At 61.8% G+C, this 17,694-nt stretch carries 16 protein-coding genes; 8 read left to right on the top strand and 8 right to left on the bottom strand.

Annotated elements, in window-relative coordinates; translation table 11 throughout:
• Positions 1–97 precede the first annotated feature (97 nt).
• From C4N04_RS08925 to C4N04_RS08905, 5 genes are all read right to left on the bottom strand, one after another.
• Positions 98–877 (bottom strand): SDR family oxidoreductase, encoded by a 780-nt coding sequence (locus C4N04_RS08925; RefSeq protein ID WP_106795891.1) that lies wholly within the window; start codon positions 875–877, stop codon positions 98–100.
• Positions 877–1,767: an aldose 1-epimerase gene (locus tag C4N04_RS08920; RefSeq protein WP_106795890.1), complete on the bottom strand. Its 891-nt coding sequence runs from the start codon at positions 1,765–1,767 to the stop codon at positions 877–879. The genes C4N04_RS08925 and C4N04_RS08920 overlap by 1 nt, the downstream gene beginning before the upstream one ends.
• Complete coding sequence (gene araH, locus C4N04_RS08915) at positions 1,764–2,714, bottom strand: L-arabinose ABC transporter permease AraH (protein ID WP_106795889.1); 951 nt, start codon at positions 2,712–2,714, stop codon at positions 1,764–1,766. Before araH ends, C4N04_RS08920 begins: the two co-directional genes overlap by 4 nt.
• 17 nt (positions 2,715–2,731) lie before the next feature.
• Complete coding sequence (araG, locus tag C4N04_RS08910) at positions 2,732–4,237, bottom strand: L-arabinose ABC transporter ATP-binding protein AraG (RefSeq protein WP_106795888.1); 1,506 nt, start codon at positions 4,235–4,237, stop codon at positions 2,732–2,734.
• Between the two features lie 68 nt (positions 4,238–4,305).
• Positions 4,306–5,289 carry an arabinose ABC transporter substrate-binding protein gene (locus C4N04_RS08905; protein WP_106795887.1) on the bottom strand — a complete coding sequence of 328 codons (984 nt, stop codon included), beginning with the start codon at positions 5,287–5,289 and terminating at the stop codon, positions 4,306–4,308.
• Positions 5,290–5,499: 210 nt separating this feature from the next.
• Here C4N04_RS08905 and C4N04_RS08900 point away from each other — a divergent pair, with 210 nt between their 5' ends.
• From C4N04_RS08900 to C4N04_RS08885, 4 genes are all read left to right on the top strand, one after another.
• Positions 5,500–6,255, top strand: coding sequence for a FadR/GntR family transcriptional regulator (locus tag C4N04_RS08900; protein WP_106795886.1), 756 nt, complete (start codon positions 5,500–5,502; stop codon positions 6,253–6,255).
• Positions 6,256–6,320: 65 nt separating this feature from the next.
• A complete protein-coding gene (gene dgoD / locus C4N04_RS08895) occupies positions 6,321–7,469 on the top strand; it encodes a galactonate dehydratase (RefSeq protein ID WP_106795885.1) in 1,149 nt (382 codons plus the stop codon).
• A gap of 94 nt (positions 7,470–7,563) precedes the next feature.
• The gene (locus tag C4N04_RS08890) at positions 7,564–7,959 is read left to right on the top strand and encodes a DoxX family protein (protein WP_077990828.1); all 396 of its coding nucleotides are present in this window, start codon (positions 7,564–7,566) and stop codon (positions 7,957–7,959) included.
• 79 nt (positions 7,960–8,038) lie between these two features.
• Complete coding sequence (locus C4N04_RS08885) at positions 8,039–8,818, top strand: SDR family NAD(P)-dependent oxidoreductase (protein WP_106795884.1); 780 nt, start codon at positions 8,039–8,041, stop codon at positions 8,816–8,818.
• An 18-nt stretch (positions 8,819–8,836) separates the two neighbouring features.
• Here C4N04_RS08885 and C4N04_RS08880 read toward each other — a convergent pair whose 3' ends face one another.
• Positions 8,837–10,057 carry an adenylate/guanylate cyclase domain-containing protein gene (locus tag C4N04_RS08880; RefSeq protein WP_106795883.1) on the bottom strand — a complete coding sequence of 407 codons (1,221 nt, stop codon included), beginning with the start codon at positions 10,055–10,057 and terminating at the stop codon, positions 8,837–8,839.
• 199 nt (positions 10,058–10,256) lie between these two features.
• Between C4N04_RS08880 and C4N04_RS08875 the strand changes: the two genes are divergently transcribed.
• The 4 genes from C4N04_RS08875 to C4N04_RS08860 all read left to right on the top strand — a co-directional run bounded on the left by C4N04_RS08875 (position 10,257) and on the right by C4N04_RS08860 (position 15,945).
• A complete protein-coding gene (locus C4N04_RS08875; RefSeq protein ID WP_106795882.1) occupies positions 10,257–11,426 on the top strand; it encodes a phytanoyl-CoA dioxygenase family protein in 1,170 nt (389 codons plus the stop codon).
• A 191-nt stretch (positions 11,427–11,617) separates the two neighbouring features.
• Positions 11,618–12,439 carry an SDR family oxidoreductase gene (locus tag C4N04_RS08870; RefSeq protein WP_106795881.1) on the top strand — a complete coding sequence of 274 codons (822 nt, stop codon included), beginning with the start codon at positions 11,618–11,620 and terminating at the stop codon, positions 12,437–12,439.
• Positions 12,440–12,533: 94 nt separating this feature from the next.
• The gene (locus tag C4N04_RS08865; protein WP_106795880.1) at positions 12,534–13,445 is read left to right on the top strand and encodes an SMP-30/gluconolactonase/LRE family protein; all 912 of its coding nucleotides are present in this window, start codon (positions 12,534–12,536) and stop codon (positions 13,443–13,445) included.
• Positions 13,446–13,698: 253 nt separating this feature from the next.
• Entirely contained in the window at positions 13,699–15,945 is a 2,247-nt protein-coding gene (locus C4N04_RS08860; protein WP_106795879.1) for a glycoside hydrolase family 2 TIM barrel-domain containing protein, read from the top strand.
• A gap of 49 nt (positions 15,946–15,994) precedes the next feature.
• On the opposite strand, the gene C4N04_RS08855 is transcribed toward C4N04_RS08860, so the two are convergent.
• Together C4N04_RS08855 and C4N04_RS08850 are read right to left on the bottom strand one after the other, a co-directional pair.
• Positions 15,995–17,110, bottom strand: coding sequence for an ABC transporter ATP-binding protein (locus C4N04_RS08855; protein WP_106795878.1), 1,116 nt, complete (start codon positions 17,108–17,110; stop codon positions 15,995–15,997).
• Between the two features lie 3 nt (positions 17,111–17,113).
• Positions 17,114–17,694 (bottom strand): carbohydrate ABC transporter permease (locus C4N04_RS08850; RefSeq protein ID WP_158775534.1); only part of this gene is annotated, 581 nt, incomplete at its 5' end.

Genomic DNA, 17,694 nt, shown 5'->3' with positions numbered 1-17,694 from the left:
TCCGTGCCTGCGGGAGATCAGATAGCCCCCGACGGGCAATATAATGCTCTATCTCGAGAAGACGACAGGCTTGTAAAAATCGACGCGCCTGAAGCGTTCAGACGGGATGCTGTAGGACGCTGAGGCCACCATCGATCGTCAGGCAGGTGGCATTCATGAACGGGCATTCGTCGGAGATCATGAAGACGGCCGCCATGGCGATCTCCTCCGGTGTGGCGATCCGCCCGCCCGGATGCAGTTTCATCGTCTCGGCCTTGGCGCCCTCCGGATCGGGGAAGCTGTTCCAGTAATCGACCACCTTCTGCGTCGAGACATAGCCCGGCGCCAGCGCGTTGACGCGGATATTGCGGGCCGCATATTCGAGGCCGAGCGATTTCGTCATGCCCAGCAATGCATGTTTTGCCACCGGATAAGGAAATGTGTGCGGGATGATGGTGAAGGCATGGGTCGAGGCAATGTTGAGAATGACACCGCCGCCCTGCTCGATCAGGCCCGGCAGCACCGCCTTGCAGCAATTCCATGCGCCCTTTAGGTTGATATCGAAACAGCGGTTCCATTCGTCGTCGCTCGTCGCGAGCGGCTCGGCAAAAACATTGACCCCTGCATTGTTGACGAGCGCATTCAGCGGACCGATCTCCTCATTCGCCTCGGCAACCACCCGCGTGATCGTTCCGGCATCGGTTATATCGGCTGGAAGATAACCGAGCCGGGCGCCGGTGCTCGCGAGATCCGCCGCTGCCCGAGCCAGCAGCGCCGCATCGCGGTCAACGAGATAGACGGCCGCATTTTCGCTAATGAACGCCTTCGCGATCGCAAGGCCGATACCTTGCGCAGCACCCGTTATCAGGATGTTCTTGCCGTGCAGGCGGTTGCTCATCATCTTCCCTCCGGCTGAACCGGCAGCGCCGACAGCTCGATCGTGACCTTGCCGGAAAGAATCTCACCCGGCGAAAGCGGTATGAGGCCTCCGAGCTCAGGCAGGTGATGGCCGTTCGGCAGATGGCTCATCGGCTCGAGGCAGAAGAAATCGCTCCGGTCGGCCGGCATATAGAGCATGAAGCGGTCGAGCGCGCCGTCGGCTTGCAGTGCCGCCTGAATTCCAAGCTCCGGCCAGGTGATGGCCGCCCGCCCGTTCCAGCCCTCGAAGGCATTGTTCATCCATCTCTGCGGCAACAGCCTTTCCGATCTGAAATCGAAATAGCCGGGCACGGGGCCTGGCACATCAGGCAGATGGTCGGGCCGCTCGCTCCAATATCGATCGGCCGCAATGGTCATTCTCGTCTCTGGCGTCCGCACGAAGAAGGGATGCTGACCGAGACCGAATGGAAGCGGCGCTTCGCCGCGGTTTTCCACCGAAAGCGTCAGCACCAGCGCATCGCCGGCGAGACGAACCTCCTGCCGGGCAAGATAGGCATAGGGGGAAATCCGATCGGCGCGGCGGGAAAAGGCAAACTGCGCATGCGCTGGACTGCGGTCTTCAATCTGCCAGAGGCCGAGCCAGCCGTCGCCGTGCCGATAGAGCGGCTCGGCAGTATTCGGCTGGAAGGCATAGTCGCGTCCGGCAAAGGACATCGCGTTGCCGTTTACGCGGTTGCCGAAGGGAACCATAGGAAAATTCGCGAACGTCCCGTCCAGCCCTCCGGCCGGAACGAGAAAGGGTATATTTCGAAACGTCGCGGCGACAACCGCCGCACCCCGGGAGCTGACCCGGACGGCGACATCTCCGTTCTTCAGTTCAATGTCGCTCCCGGCTCGTTCCTGGTTCATCCACGTCGTCCCGCGGCCGAAGACCGCAAATTGTCGAGCAGCACCGCGATCAGCAGGATCAGCCCGCGCACGACATACTGATAGAATGCCTGGATATTGAGGAGATTCATAACGTTTTCGGCAATGCCCATGATCAGCACGCCGACAATGACGCCGCTCATCGCCGCCCGGCCGCCGGCCAGCGAAACTCCGCCGAGGACGCAGGCGGAAATGACCGACAGCTCGAGCCCGGTCGCCGCATTCGGCTGGCCGGAGGTGATCCGCGAGGCAAGCAGGATGCCGGCAATGCCACAGATGAGGCCCTGCAGCGCAAAGATCCAGATGCGCGTGTTGACGACATTGACGCCGGCAAGCCGCGAGGCCTCGGGATTGCCGCCGATCGCCAGCGTGTTCTTGCCGAAGACTGTGCGATTGAGGACGAATCCGAAGAAGAGGAAGAGAATCAGCATGATCCAGATTGGCGTCGGCACAGTGAGAAAGCGCGACAGGGCGAGTTGGTAGAAGGCGGGATCGTTAATGCCGACGGCACGGCCATCCGAGGCGATCAGCGCCAGCCCGCGCACGATCTGCATCGTCGCAAGCGTGGTGATCAGCGCATTGACGCGAAAGCGGGCAATGACAATCCCGTTGACGAAGCCGACGATGGCGCCGCACAGTAGGGCGGCCAGCAGACCGACCGGAATGGAGCCCGTGGCGTTCGAGACCATCACGGCGATCATGCCGGAGAAGGCGACAATCGAGCCGACCGATAGATCGAAATCGCGCGAAGCCAGGCAGAACATCATCGTGCAGGCGACGATGCCGATCGTGACGACCGACTGCAAAAGCCCCAGCATGTTTCGCTCTGTCAGGAAGTTCGGGACGAAGAGCGAGACGATCACGAAGGCGGCGGCGAAGATCACTACCAGCCCCTGTTCGCCGAGAAGGGTTTTTTTCAAGGCATTCATTGTCCGTATTCCTGATCCTAAGTGGTGCCGGCGGCATTCTTGTCGGGCAGTGCCGCCGTCAGGATGCTGCGCTCGTTGAAATCCGGCCGGGCGACATTCGCCGCCACCCTGCCCTGGCACATCACCATGATGCGATCGCAGATGCCCATGACCTCGGGCAACTCGCTTGATATCACCACGATCGCCATGCCGTCGGCCGCCAGCTCATAGAGGATGTCGTAGATTTCCGACTTCGCCCCGACATCGATACCGCGAGTCGGCTCGTCGATGACGAGGACCTTGATGCCCTGCTCGGAAAGCCAGCGCCCGAGAATGACCTTCTGCTGATTGCCGCCGGAGAGATTGACGATGTCCTGCCGGCGCGTCGGTGTGCGCACTCGAAGCCTGGCGATAAATCGGTCTGCCTGTGCGGCCTCCATCTTCGGCTTCAAAAGGCCGAAGGATGAATAGTGCCGGCGTGAAGAAATGGCGATATTCTCTTCGACCGACCGACCTTGGATGATGCCGTCGAACTTGCGATCCTCGGGGCAGAGCACCATGCCGGCCTTGATCGCCGCTTTCGGATTGTCAGGAGAGACGGCAATGCCGTCGATCGTAACTTGGCCTTGATGTCTGGCATCGGCGCCGTAAAGCAGCCGCGCCATCTCGCTGCGGCCGGCGCCGATCAGCCCGAAGAAACCGAGGATCTCGCCTCGGCGAACTGAAAAGCCGATAGGGGTGCTCAGTCTCGGCCCGGACAGACCCTTGACCTCCAGCCTGATGTCGCCGAGCGGACGCCCGCGCCATCCCCAGATATCGCTGATCTCACGTCCGACCATTTCCGAGATGATCTGTTCGCGCGTCGTCTCGGCAATGGCGGGATGATGGGCGGCAAGCCTGCCGTCGCGCAGCACCGTCAGACTGTCGCAAAGCCGAAAAATCTCGTCCAGTTGATGCGAGACGTAGAGAATGACCGTCCCCTTTGCCTTCAGCCTGTCGATAAGCGAGAACAGGATTTCACTTTCACGCGAGGAAAGCGAGGAGGTCGGCTCGTCGAGCGCGATCACTCGCGCGTCGAGCATGATGGCCTTGGCGATCTCGATCATCTGCCGAGCGCCGATCGAAAGCGAGCTGACCTTTGCGGAAGGATCGACGTCGATGCCGATCTCCTCGAGCTTCACCCGCACCGTCTCGATCAGCGTCTTCGAATGGATGACGCCGCCCTTGGCCGGAAAGCGGCCGAGCCAGAGGTTTTCGGCAACCGTCAATTCCGGAACGAGCTGCAGCTCCTGGTGGATGACGACAATGCCGGCGTGGAAGGCGTCGCGCACGGAGGTGTATTTCTGCTCCTCGCCGTCGATGAAGATGTCACCGTCATCGGCGGCCTGATCGCCTGAAAGCACGCGGATCAGCGTTGATTTGCCGGCGCCGTTTTCGCCCATCAGGCCATGGACGGCGCCCTTCTCGACGGTGAAGGAAACATTCGCCAGCGCCTGCACGCCGGGATAGCCCTTGGAGATATTGTTGAATTCGAGGAAAGCCATCACCGCTCCGCCGACACGGATCCGGCAGCCCGCTTGGGTGCTGCCGGATTGACATCATCCGGAGATGATCACTCGATGCCAAGATCCTTGCGGACCTTCTCGTAGTCGCCGCGCAGCGCCAGCGAGCCGGAGGTCAGCGTCAGTTTTGCCGGCTCCTTGCCGTTGGCGATCCACTCATACATGTTCAGCGCCGTTTCATAGCCGTGACGCTTCGGCGAGATGATGACGGTGCCGAAGAACCCCGTCGCTGCCGGCTTCTTGAATTCGTTGATCGCCGATTCCGCTCCGCCTATGCCGACGCCGATGATGTTGGTCGCCGGAATGCCGACGGATTCGGAAGCACGGACGGCGCCGAGAACGGCTTCGTCGTTGAGACCGAAGGCGACCCAGTATTTTACATCGGCATGTTTGTTGAGAACCGTGGTCGCGGCATTGAGCGCCGCTTCCGTATCCGTCTTCGCCTGCGGCGCGTCATAAATATTCTCGGCCGGGAAGCCGGCGGACTTCAGTACCGAAATCGCGCCCTCGACGCGGTCGACGGCGGTCGGCAGCTGATCGTAAGAAACCCGGATCGCGCCGACATTCTTCAGGTCCCAGCCACGCTTCTTGATCTCGTCGACGATGGCCTGACCGACGGTCTCGCCGATCTTGGTGGCCGAGATGCCCATATGCGGAACCTCTTCCAACGGCTTGCCGTCGGCGCTGACTAGGCGGTCGTCGACCGTCATCAGCTTCAGTTGGTTGGCTTCCGCCTTGGCGACGATGCCCGGGCCGAGCTTAACGTCGGGCGTGCAGATGATGAAGCCCTGCGCGCCCTGGGCGCCGAGATTGTCGATCGCCGACTGAACCTTCTCGCCGTCTTCAGCGCCGATCTTGACGACGGTGAAGCCTTTTTCCTTTGCTGCCTGGTCGGCGAATTTCCACTCGTCCTGGAACCACGGCTCCTCGGGCTGCTTGACGATGAAGCCAATCTTCACGTCCGCGGAAAATGCCGAGCCGGCCGCCAACACGGCGAAAGCGCCAGCCACGATGGCTGCTTTGAACAAGCGCATGTCTCTCTCCCTAAACTCTGAAATCGAGCAACTGCCTCCCCGGCAGTGTCTAATGAATTATGTTAAATCATCATACCAGTCAATTGCCAATGTATGATGATTGGAATAATAGGATAGCAACGGGAGCCGGGAGGACCCGTCGCAAAGCCGATGGAATTCGGATAATGAGGTTCGGTTTCTTTCGCGGAAGAGAGTTGCGGAGAGGTGAAGTTGGAATCTGAGGGACAAAGCCGAGCGGAAACCTCCAGAAGCAGCGAACGCCGGCCGCGCGTACGCCGTAACGTTACGGCGGCAATCGCTCAGGATATCTGTGCGGATCGCTATCCCTCGGGCTCACCGCTGCCCCGTGAGAATGATCTCTGCGAACTCTACGGCGTCAGCCGCACCGTCATTCGCGAATCATTGAAAGTGCTGGAGTCCAAGGGGCTCGTTCGCGGCAAGCCGCGGGTCGGAACGACCGTTTGCGACAGGGACGAGTGGAATATCCTGGACGCCGAGGTGCTCGACTGGATGGGGCCTTACATCAAGGACCTCGACCTGTTGGGCTGCATTCTCGAAGCCCGGCGCACGATAGAGCCGGCAGCCGCCGAATATGCCGCCGAACGCGCCAGCGCCCAGGAGATCGCCGATCTCGACAGGGCCTGGCGGCAGATGCGCGACAGCGCCGGCGAACCGGAAAGCTTCACCGATGCCGATGTGATGTTTCACACCGTGCTGCTCACCGCCAGCCATAACCAGGTGTTCCGCCGCCTGTCGAGCGCCATCCATGCGGCGCTGAAATATGCATTGCATGCCTCCAACATCGCCGTCGAAAACCGGGAGGATGCTGTGCTCGTTCACGGCGAACTCGTCGAGGCTTTGCGCATGCGGGACAAGACAGGCGCCCGCGAATGCGCCAACCGCATGCTCGACCTTGCGGTACGCGACCTTGCCGCCGCCGAGAAGGTGATCGGCAGAACGAAGTAATCGATCCCACCCACCTCTGCGGAAATGCCGCCGATCTCAACCACAGGAAAAGCTGAAGAACCGCGATGAAGATCACCAAACTCACTACCTATATTGTTCCGCCGCGCTGGCTGTTTCTGAAGGTCGAGACGGACGAAGGTATCGTCGGCTGGGGTGAGCCGGTCGTCGAGGGCCGCGCGCTGACCGTCGAGGCCGCCGTCCACGAACTCGAAGACTACCTGATTGGCAAGGATCCCTTCCTGATCGAGGACCACTGGACGGTGATGTATCGCGGCGGCTTCTATCGCGGCGGTGCCGCCCATATGAGCGCGATCTCCGGCATCGATCAGGCGCTCTGGGATATCAAAGGCAAGGCCCTTGGACAGCCGATCCATTCGCTGCTCGGCGGCCAGCTGCGCGACCGCATCAAGGTCTACTCCTGGATCGGCGGCGACCGTCCCGCCGATGTCGCCAACAATGCCAGGGAGGTGGTCGTCCGCGGCTTCAAGGCGATCAAGCTCAACGGCTGCGAGGAGATGCAGATCGTCGACACCAATGAGAAGGTGGAGAAGGCGGTCGAGACGATCGCCGCCATCCGCGAGGCGATCGGCCCGCATATCGGCATCGGCGTCGATTTCCACGGCCGCGTCCACAAGCCGATGGCCAAGGTTCTCGCCAAGCAGCTCGAACCTTACAAGCTGATGTTCATCGAAGAGCCGGTGCTCTCCGAAAACAAGGAAGCGCTGCGCGATATCGTCAACCACACCTCGACACCGATCGCGCTCGGCGAACGGCTTTATTCCCGCTGGGACTTCAAGCAGGTGCTTTCCGACGGTTACGTCGACATCATTCAGCCGGATCTTTCGCATGCCGGCGGCATCACCGAATGCCGCAAGATCGCAGCCATGGCTGAAGCCTATGACGTGGCGCTGGCGCCGCATTGCCCGCTCGGCCCGATCGCGCTCGCCGCCTGCCTGCAGGTCGACGCCGTCAGCTACAACGCCTTCATCCAGGAGCAGAGCCTCGGCATCCATTACAACACCGGCAACGACATCCTCGATTACATCTCCAACAAGGAGGTGTTCCACTATGCCGATGGTTTCGTCTCGATCCCGCAGGGCCCAGGTCTCGGCATCGACGTCGACGAAGCCTATGTCATCGAACGCGCCAAAGAGGGCCATCGCTGGCGCAACCCGGTCTGGCGCCACGCCGACGGCAGCTTTGCCGAATGGTAAAAGGGAAAGGGTCGCGCGAGCGGCCCTTTTTTATTCGCCGTGTCGGAGATCAGGCCGCTCATCCGTCATAGTGGAAGCCCAAGAGGAGGTTTTCATGGCCAGAGCAATCGCAATTTTCGCCGCCCGCATTATCTTCAGTTTTATCTTCTTCATGGCCGCCGGCTTCAAATTCGCCGATGTCGGCGCGACTTCCGGCTATATCGCCGCTGCCGGTTTCCCGATGCCGACCTTCCTGACCTGGATCGCAGCCTTCTTCGAGATCGCGCTGGCCCTCGCCTTCATATCGGGCGCATTTTTCCGCGAGGCCAGCCTGCTCGCAGGCATCTACGTGATCTTTCTCGCCTTCGCCTTCCACGGGCCGTCCCATTGGCAGCAGAACCAGGCCGAGTTCGGCTTCTTCGTCGATCATTTCACCTTCCTCGCCGGCCTGCTCTTTGCCGCCGTCCATGGACCGGAGAAATGGGCCTTCAAGCAGACGCTTCTCAGATAAGCGCGAACAACCCGCTCTCATCCGGAACCAACTGCTGCGCCGGACATTGGCATACGGCGGAACGTCAAGGAGAGCGTCCATGGAGCTGAAGGGAAAGATCGCGTTGGTAACCGGCGCCGGTTCCGGCATCGGCAAGGCAGCCGCGTTGAAGCTCGCTGCCGAGGGAGCGAAGGTCGCTGCACTGAGCCGGACGGCAGACGAAGTCGAAAAGACCTGCGCCGAGATCAAGTCGGCCGGCGGAGAGGCGATCGCGCTGACGGCCGATACCAGCGACGAGGCTCAAATGCGAGCCGCGGTGCAGAAACTCACCAATACCTTCGAGGGCCTGGACATCGTCGTCGCCAATGCCGGGATCAACGGCGTCTGGGCACCGATCGATGATCTGAAACCGGACGAGTGGGACAAAACGATCGCCGTCAATCTGCGCGGCACCTATCTGACCCTGCATCTGACGGTTCCGCATTTGAAGCAACGCGGCGGTACGATTATCGTCGTCTCCTCGATCAACGGGACCCGCACCTTTACCACGCCGGGCGCCACCGCCTACACCGCCACCAAGGCCGGCCAGGTCGCGATGGTCCAGCAACTCGCTCTGGAACTCGGGCGACACGACATCCGCGTCAATGCCGTCTGCCCCGGCGAGATCGAAACCAATATCAACGCCAATACCGCCAGTCGTGGTCGTGAAGAAACCGAGGTTCCGGTCATCTGGCCGGAAGGCGATATCCCGATCGCTGGCGGTAAGGCGGGCAAGAGCGAGGATGTCGCCGAAGCCATCCTCTTCCTCGCCTCCGAGCGCGCCCGGCACATTACCGGCACTCCGATCTGGATCGACGGCGGCCAGGGCCTGCTGCGATAGCCGCGCGTCGTTTGACGGTCAGTCGGCTGCCAGCCGTGCGCTGTCCAAGGTGTAGAGTTCCTGTGCACGCTGCACTCCGCGCAACGCATAACGCCCGACGCAGGCGAGCGCGGCGCGCTCTTCCTCCGGAATGGCCGCAGCAAAATCGGAGGAGATCAACAGGTTGAGATCGACCGAACGGCACATCGAAGCAATCCGGCTGACTTCGTTGACGGCGGGGCCGATGACGGTGAAGTCCAGCCGGTCCTGGCTGCCGATATTGCCGTAGAAGACATCGCCGATATGCAGACCAATATAGACGTCCGTCGTCGGCCTGCCATCGGCCGCGCGCGCGGCATTCAGGGTGACGAGCTTTTCCCGCAGCAGCGATTCGGCGCTGAGCGCCGCCCGGCAGGTCTCGGCCGGCACCTCGCCCTTGAATATGGCAAGCACGCCGTCGCCGATCAGCTTCAGCACATTGCCGCCGGCCTCGTGGATCGCCGAGATCGCCACCTCGCTGTAATCGTTGAGCAGCGGGATGATTTCCTCCGGCGGCACGCGGTCGGAAATCTTGGTGTAGTTCAACAAATCGGAAAACCAGAGGGCCGCCGAAATCCGCTCCGATTTGCCGCGGCTGATCTTGCCTTCCATCACCTGGCGCGCCGCATCCTCGCCGAGATAGACTTCCGCGATGGTGCGGGCGATGCGTCCGAGCGCGATGCACTTGATCGCCAAACCGAGGACCGGCACCAGCTTGCGCAGAATGGCCAGATCGTGATCAGAAAAACCTTGCGGGTGTTTGGTTGCGAAATGCGAGAAAAAGCAATCCATTTCGCCGATCGTGCCGGCTTCGCTGAAACGATGCATCATCGCCACGAAATCCGTATGGCCGGCTTCGGCGATCTTGTCGAGCATGGCGAAATCGATCGGATCGCCGAAGCCCAGACGTCGGCGCACCTCCCGCTCGTTGCCCGACCAAAGATGGTAGAAGGCCGAGCGCTGCCAATTCGCCGCCGCTTCGCCCGAACTCGTTGGACCATACTCGAATTCGGCTTGGATCTCCTCCACACTGTCCCAGCGGAAGGCGCGGCCTTCATGCACGGGGTGCAGTGTATCCATCAGCGCTAGGCCGCGGTCGAGCGGCAGGCCGGCCTTGCGGCAGGCCGCGCAAAAACCAGTCATGAGTTCGGCTTCCGAAACGCCCTTCAGTCCCTGCTCCGTAACCCAGGCCGCAATCGTGCTGACGTCGCTGTAATCCATGCCGCTTACCTCGCTCATATCAAGCTTTAGCCCAAATCCGGCACCGATGGAAATCCGATTGGCTCAATCGCCGGCCGGCATGTTGGCGTGATGATTTCAACCGCCGACAGCAAAGCGATGGGTTTTTGATGGATTCCTGATCTACATCACCTCGCATCGCGGCGTATAGTGCCTCATCGAAAACAGGGAGGAGCCTGGGATGAAAACCGATAACCAGCAGAAATTGCGCGCCTACCGTGTCTGGCTCTCCGAAGATGCCTGCGATCTTGCCGACTTTCGCCGTCTTGCGGAAAAGACGACCGCTCTTGCCGATTACCCCACCGCGTCAGCGGTCGAGAAGAACATCCTGATTTATGACAGCCGCAAGGTGATGGCGGCGGTAACTGAAGACCGGCGCGCCGTGCTGGCCGAGATCTGCGAGGCCTTCGGCGAAGGCCCCGGCGTCATCCTATTCAAACATGCTTACGAGGATACCGGCATCATCGACCGCGCCAGCGCGATCTTCGCTCAGATCATCGAGGAGCAGCACGTCACATCGACCGGCGGCGGCGATCACTTCGCCAAGCCCGGCGCCAACGACCGGATCTGGAATTCACTGGAAAAACATTGCCTCGCCGATCCGATAAATTTCGCCAACGCCATCGTCGCACTGGCACGCGAAGCCTGGCTCGGCCCGAGCTATCAGATGACGGCGCAGGTCAACCGCGTCAATCCAGGCGGCGCCGCACAGTCGGCCCATCGCGACTATCATCTCGGCTTTCAGTCGTCTCAGGTGATCGAGCAGTTTCCAGCGCATGTGCACCGGCTTTCGCCGGTGCTGACGCTACAGGGCGCGGTCGCCCATTGCGACATGCCGCTCGAAACCGGCCCGACGCTCTTCCTACCGCACAGCCAGACCTATGTGCCGGGTTATCTCGCGCTGAAGCGCCAGGAGTTCCGCGATTATTTCGAAGCCAGCCACGTGCAGCTGCCGCTCGAAAAGGGCGACGTCGCCTTCTTCAATCCCGCCCTCTTCCATGCCGCCGGCACCAACCGCTCGACCGACATCAAACGCGTCGCCAACCTCCTGCAGGTCTCGTCCGCCTTCGGCCGGGCCATGGAAACCGTCAATCGCGAGAGGATGAGCGCCAGGCTCTTTCCCGCGTTGAAAACGTTGCAGGGCAGGCTTACGCCCGATGAAATCACCAACGCCGTCGCCGCTTGCGCCGAAGGCTATTCCTTCCCGACCAATCTCGACCGCGACCCGCCGCTCGGCGGGCTGGCGCCGAAGACGCAGGCACAGCTGATGCACGAGGCGTTGCGGGAAGGCTGGAGCGACGAGGCCTTTACGGCAGCGCTTGCCGAGCACGCGAGGAAAAAGTTGAGCTGAACTTGGAGACTGGAGCCCCCTCATCCGCCCTGCGGGCACTTTCTCCCCGAGGGGAAGACAGGCGGCGCGGCATATCCCTTTTCCCCTCGGGGAGAGGTGGCGGCAGCCGGTTGAGGGGGCCACACACGTTGACATAATCGCTTCCCGCACCCGCGGGGGCCATTCGCCTATCACCACCAAGGAGGAACAACATGAGCACGAACCACGGCCGCCTTGACGGCAAGATTGCGATCGTCACCGGCGGCACGCAAGGACTGGGCGCCACCATTGCCCGTCTTTTCGCCGAGCGCGGTGCGGAAGGCATCGTCATCTGCGGTCGCAATGAAACCAAGGGCGAGGCGAAAGCCGCGGAGATTGCGGCCGCCACCGGCGTGCGAGTCGTCTATGTCAAGGCCGACCTCGGCAAGGTCGAAGACGCGCGGAATGTCGTGCACGCCTGCGACGAGGCCTTCGGCCGGGTGGACGCGCTGGTCAATGCCGCCGCCATCACCGATCGCGGCACCATCCTCGATACCAGTCCTGAACTCTTCGACGCCATGTTCGCCGTCAATGTGCGCGCGCCGTTTTTCCTGATGCAGGAGACGCTGAAAGTCATGCGCCGCGAAAAGACCGAAGGCACCATCGTCAATATCGGCTCGATGTCGGCCAAAGCCGGCCAGCCCTTCATCGCCGCCTATTGCGCCTCCAAAGGCGCGCTCGAAACGCTGACGAAGAACACCGCCTATGCGCTGCTGCGCAACCGAATCCGCGTCAACGGCCTCAATATCGGCTGGATGGCGTCCGAAGGCGAGGACCGCATCCAGCGCGAATATCACGATGCCCCCGCCGACTGGCTGGAGAAGGCGGCGGCCAGCCAGCCCTTCGGCCGCCTCGTCGATCCGCATGAGGTTGCGCGCGCCTGCGCTTACCTGTCGTCAGCCGAATCCGGGCTGATGACCGGCTCGGTCATCTGCTTCGACCAGTCGATCTGGGGGGCTTATGACGGCTCGCCGCATCCGGTCGCCGCCCTCTGAAAAACCGGAGGCCGGGCATTTCAGCTCGCCGGGCTCTGGCACCTCCCGGCATTTGCCGCTAGGAAGAAAATGGCAGCATTGAGGAGGAACTGGCGTGGCCGACAATCCGCTTTACGACATCCGCGATGAACGTTTCGGCGCTCTGGTCATCGGCAGCGCCGCGCTCGAGGAACTCTATTGCGGCTGCCGCTGGACGGAGGGGCCGGTCTGGTTTTCCGACCTCAACTGCCTGCTCTGGAGCGATATCCCGAACGAACGCATGATGCGCTGGACGCCCGACGGCACGGTCTCGATCTTCCGCTCGCCCTCCAATTACGTGAACGGCAACACCCGTGACCGGCAGGGCCGGCTTATCTCCTGCGAACATGGCGGCCGCCGCGTCACCCGCACCGAGATCGACGGCAGCATCACCGTTCTCGCCGACAGCTACAAGGGCAAACGGCTGAACTCGCCGAACGATGTCGTCGTCCATTCCGATGGCGGGATCTGGTTCACCGATCCGACCTACGGCATCCTGTCCGATTACGAGGGCCACAAGGCCGTTCCCGAGCAGCCGACCCGAAACGTTTACCGGATCGACCCTTCAAGCGGCGCAATCGAGGCCGTCGTCGAGGATTTCATCCAGCCGAACGGCCTTGCCTTCTCGCCCGACGAAAAGAAACTCTACATCGCCGATTCCGGCTCGGCAAAACATGACGTGCCACGCCATATAAGAGTTTTCGACATCGTCGACGGCAGGAAGCTCGCAAACAGCCGCTATTTCTGCAGCCTCGATGTCGGCAATCCCGACGGCTTCCGCTTCGACATCGGCGGCAATCTCTGGACGAGTGCCGGCGACGGCGTTCATTGCTTTTCGCCCGACGGCACGCTCCTCGGCAAGATCAGGGTACCGCAGACGGTCTCCAACCTCACCTTCGGCGGCCCCAAGAAAAACCGACTCTTCATCACCGCGACGCGCTCGGTCTATTCGATCTATACGAAGACCAACGGCGCCCAATTTCCATGAGGATCCGGACCGGCTTGAAGATCGCCGTTTCGGGATGACGACTTGCACAAAAAAAGCTAAAGCGCGTCACACGAATGAGATTCGATGTGCGTGCTTCAGAGCGTGAGGCAGAAGCCTGTGAGCGGTTTCGGACACCATCCTGTTCTGGCAGCCCGCAGATCCATTGCATCAAGAAGGGATGTTCCGATGACCCGATTTTCACGCGTCGAAGGGCGGCGCACCACTTCTGATGCCACGACCGGGAGAGCCTGAGATGCGTTCCGTCGTTTCCTTCAACGAAGGCTGGAGTTTCCATGAGGGCTTCGGGCAGCGCCTGCTCGAAAGCTTCGACCCCGCCAAATCGGTCAGTCTGCCGCATACCGCCGTCGAACTGCCGTTCAATTACTTCGACGAGAAAAGCTATCAGCGCGCCTTCACCTATCAGAAAGTGCTGCGCTGGCTGCCCGAATTCGAGGGCCGCGAGGTCTCGCTGGTGTTCGACGCCGCCATGGCCGACAGCGTCGTCTATCTGAACGGCGAAGAAATCGTCGCCCACAAGGACGGCTACACACCCTTCGAGGCCCGCCTCACCGGCAAGCTCCTCAAGGGCGAGAACCTCATTACCGTCAAGATCGACGGCAGCGAAAACCCTACCATTCCACCCTTCGGCGGCCGCATCGATTATCTCACTTATGCCGGCATCTATCGCGACGTCTGGCTGAAGGTCACCGACCCGGTGTCGATCCGCAATCTGAAGATCGAAACCACGGACGTCCTTGCCCTGGAAAAGTCGGCAACCGTCCGCGTCTATATCGCCAATCCCGAGGGCCGCAGCTTCTCGGCCACCGTCACTGCCACGCTGAAGCAGGCCGACGGCACGGTGATCGCCACCGCAGCAACCGAGACGATCGGCGACCGCACCAGGCTTTCCTTCGGCGGCCTTACCGGCATCGCGCTCTGGGACATTACCGATCCCACGCTCTACGAAGTCGCTGTCGAGCTCCGGACCGAGCACGGCTCCGACCGTGTCTCCAGCCGCTTCGGTTTCCGCACCGCCGAATTCACGCCGGAAGGTTTCCTCTTGAACGGCAGGCCGCTGAAGCTGCGCGGCCTCAACCGTCATCAGTCCTTCCCCTATGTCGGTTATGCCGCCGGCCGGTCCGCCCAGGAACGCGATGCCGATATCATGAAGAGCGTGCTGAAGTGCAATATCGTCCGCACCTCGCATTATCCGCAGTCGAAATGGTTCCTCGACCGCTGCGACGCCATTGGCCTGCTGGTCTTCGAAGAGATCCCCGGCTGGCAGCATATTGGCGATGCCGACTGGCAGAAGGAATCGATCGAGAACGTCCGGCGCATGATCGAGCGCGACTGGAACCATCCCTCGATCATCATCTGGGGCGTGCGTATCAACGAGTCCCAGGATAGTCACGATTTCTATGTCGAGACCAATCGCCTCGCCCGCGAACTCGACAGCACCCGCCAGACCGGCGGCGTGCGTTACATCACCGAGAGCGAGCTGCTCGAAGACGTCTATACGATGAACGACTTCATCCTCGGCAACGAGGAACTGCCGGGCGCCAACCGCCCGCGAACCGTGTTACGCGGCCAGCAGGAGAACACCGGCCTGTCCCGCAAAGTGCCGTACCTCATCACCGAGTTCAACGGCCACATGCACCCGACGAAGATCTATGACCAGGAGCAGCGCCAAGCTGAGCATGTGCGCCGGCACCTGGAGGTGCTGAACGCCGCCTATGGCGATCCCGATATATCGGGCGCGATCGGCTGGTGCATGTTCGATTACAACACCCACAAGGATTTCGGCTCCGGCGATCGCGTCTGCTATCACGGCGTCATGGACATGTCCCGCGAGCCGAAATTCGCGGCCTATGCCTATATCAGCCAGTGCGACCCGTCCGACGAGATCGTCATGAAGCCGGTAACCTTCTGGGCGCGCGGCGAGCGCAATATCGGCGGCGTGCTGCCGCTGATCATCCTGACCAATTGCGATGAGGTGGAACTGCAATATGGCGGTCTCAGCAAGCGCATTGGCCCGGACCGCGAGAATTATCCGCATCTGCCGCATCCGCCGGTGGTGCTCGATCATCGCCACTTCACTGCCGACGAGCTCGGCACCTGGGGTCTCGAATGGATCGACGGCACCCTGACCGGCTATATCGGCAGCGAGCCGGTGGCGAGCCTGACGTTGGCGGCCGATCCCTTGCCGACGACGCTGGAAATCGTCGCCGATAGCCTGACGCTGAAGGCGCGCGAACGCGACAGCACCCGCGTCATCCTTCGCGCCCTCGACCAATGCGGCCAGCGCCTGCCCTTCATGAACGACAGCATTGCGCTGAAAGTGCATGGACCTGGAAAAATCGTCGGCCCGGCCAATGTGCCGCTGCAGGGCGGCACCGCCGGCTTCTGGCTGGAGGCGACGGGTCTTGTCGGCGAGATCACCGTCGAAGCGATCTCCTCGCGCTTCCCCCCCGTGTCCCTCAGCGTGACGGCGGCAGCCTAATCAGCATATAGCCCGCGCGTCTTATCAGGCGCGCGGCGCTCCGATAGCATCACGCAATCCGCATCTGGCTGTCTGGATCGAAGAAGACGGCCTTGTCGAGATTGAAGGCAAGGCGGGTGTTTTGTCCCGGCGCGATGCCGGCATCGGCGCGCAGGCGGGCGACGACGGATTTGCCGCCGAGCTTGGTGACGGCGAAGGTGTCGGAGCCTGCCGGTTCGACGACTTCGATCAGGCAGTCGTCCTCGGTCAGCGAGCGCGCCTTGCGGTCGGCGCCGTCAGGATCTGTCAGCGCTTCCGGGCGGATACCGAAGATCACCTGCTTGCCGGCATAGGCGGAGAGACCGTTGGCGCCGGCGACGACAGGCAATCGCAGCGGTGCGCCGTTCGGCCGTTCGAGCGAGACGGCAAGCCCGGACGCACCGGCCTCGACGGTGGCGGTGAGCAGGTTCATCGCCGGCGATCCCATGAAGTCGGCGACGAAGAGATTGGCCGGGCTGTTATAGATCTCGGCCGGCGTGCCGAACTGCTGCAGCACCCCGTCCTTCAGCACGGCGATCTTGGTCGCCAGCGTCATCGCCTCGATCTGGTCGTGGGTGACATAAACGAAGGTGGTGCCCATGCGCTGATGCAGCCGCTTGATCTCGGTGCGCATGTCGACGCGCAGCTTGGCATCGAGATTGGAGAGCGGCTCGTCGAACAGGAAGACCTGCGGATTGCGCACCAAAGCCCGGCCCATGGCGACGCGCTGGCGCTGGCCGCCGGACAGCTGGCTCGGCTTGCGGTCGAGCAGATGGCCGATCTGCAGCATGTCGGAGACCTGCTTGATCGCCTTGGCCCGCTCCTCCTTCGGCACGCCGCGGATCTCCATGCCGAAGGCGATATTGCCCGCCACCGTCATGTTCGGATAGAGCGCATAGGACTGGAACACCATGGCGATGTCGCGCTTGGAGGGATGCAGACCGCTGATGTCGCGCCCGTCGATCTTGATATCGCCTGAGGTGATCGTCTCCAGCCCGGCAATGGTGTTGAGCAGGGTCGACTTGCCGCAGCCGGACGGGCCGACCAGCACCAGGAAGCCGCCCTTTTCGAGTTCGAGATCGATGCCCTTGAGGATGTCGACGGCGCCGAAGCGTTTTCTGAGACCGGAGATTTCGAGGAAGGCCATGACTTACCCTTTGACTGCGCCCGCCATCAGGCCGCGCACGAAGTAGCGGCCGGCGAGGATGTAGACGATGAGCGTCGGAACGGCGGCGATCATCGCCGCCGCCATGTTGACATTGTATTCGACCACCCCGGTCGAGGTGTTGACGACATTGTTGAGCGCCACCGTCATCGGCATGGCGTCACCGGTGCCGGCGTAGGCCGAGGCAAACAGGAAGTCGTTCCAGATATTGGTGAACTGGTAGATGACGGTGACGACGATGATCGGCAGCGAGTTCGGCAGCATGATGCGGCGGAAGATCTGGAAGAAGCTGGCGCCGTCGACCTGGGCGGCCCGGACCAGTTCGGTCGGAAAGGCCTCGTAGAAATTGCGGAAGAACAGCGTCGTGAAGCCGAGGCCGTAGACGACATGGACGAAGACCAGGTTGATCGTGGGATTACCGAAGCCGAACGAAAAGCCGGTGGCGTTCTGCAGCGTCATGCCGAAGCGGCCGAGCGAGCCGAGGATCGTCGCCATCGGCAACAGCACCGACTGGAACGGGATGAAGCAGGCAAACAGCATCAACCCGAACACCAGCGTATGGCCGG

This window comes from Rhizobium sp. H4, assembly GCF_003013335.1.
Taxonomy (GTDB): domain Bacteria; phylum Pseudomonadota; class Alphaproteobacteria; order Rhizobiales; family Rhizobiaceae; genus Rhizobium; species Rhizobium sophoriradicis.
This window is presented reverse-complemented; position numbering and strand designations above follow the sequence as displayed.

Bases quoted from the DNA above. Each gene is read 5' to 3' on its own strand.
- C4N04_RS08925 (WP_106795891.1), bottom strand. From the start codon at position 877: ATGAGCAACCGCCTGCACGGCAAGAACATCCTGATAACGGGTGCTGCG.
- dgoD (WP_106795885.1), top strand. From the start codon at position 6,321: ATGAAGATCACCAAACTCACTACCTATATTGTTCCGCCGCGCTGGCTG.
- C4N04_RS08920 (WP_106795890.1), bottom strand. From the start codon at position 1,767: ATGAACCAGGAACGAGCCGGGAGCGACATTGAACTGAAGAACGGAGAT.
- araH (WP_106795889.1), bottom strand. From the start codon at position 2,714: ATGAATGCCTTGAAAAAAACCCTTCTCGGCGAACAGGGGCTGGTAGTG.
- C4N04_RS08890 (WP_077990828.1), top strand. From the start codon at position 7,564: ATGGCCAGAGCAATCGCAATTTTCGCCGCCCGCATTATCTTCAGTTTT.
- C4N04_RS08905 (WP_106795887.1), bottom strand. From the start codon at position 5,289: ATGCGCTTGTTCAAAGCAGCCATCGTGGCTGGCGCTTTCGCCGTGTTG.
- C4N04_RS08860 (WP_106795879.1), top strand. From the start codon at position 13,699: ATGCGTTCCGTCGTTTCCTTCAACGAAGGCTGGAGTTTCCATGAGGGC.
- araG (WP_106795888.1), bottom strand. From the start codon at position 4,237: ATGGCTTTCCTCGAATTCAACAATATCTCCAAGGGCTATCCCGGCGTG.
- C4N04_RS08880 (WP_106795883.1), bottom strand. From the start codon at position 10,057: ATGGATTACAGCGACGTCAGCACGATTGCGGCCTGGGTTACGGAGCAG.
- C4N04_RS08855 (WP_106795878.1), bottom strand. From the start codon at position 17,110: ATGGCCTTCCTCGAAATCTCCGGTCTCAGAAAACGCTTCGGCGCCGTC.
- C4N04_RS08870 (WP_106795881.1), top strand. From the start codon at position 11,618: ATGAGCACGAACCACGGCCGCCTTGACGGCAAGATTGCGATCGTCACC.
- C4N04_RS08885 (WP_106795884.1), top strand. From the start codon at position 8,039: ATGGAGCTGAAGGGAAAGATCGCGTTGGTAACCGGCGCCGGTTCCGGC.
- C4N04_RS08875 (WP_106795882.1), top strand. From the start codon at position 10,257: ATGAAAACCGATAACCAGCAGAAATTGCGCGCCTACCGTGTCTGGCTC.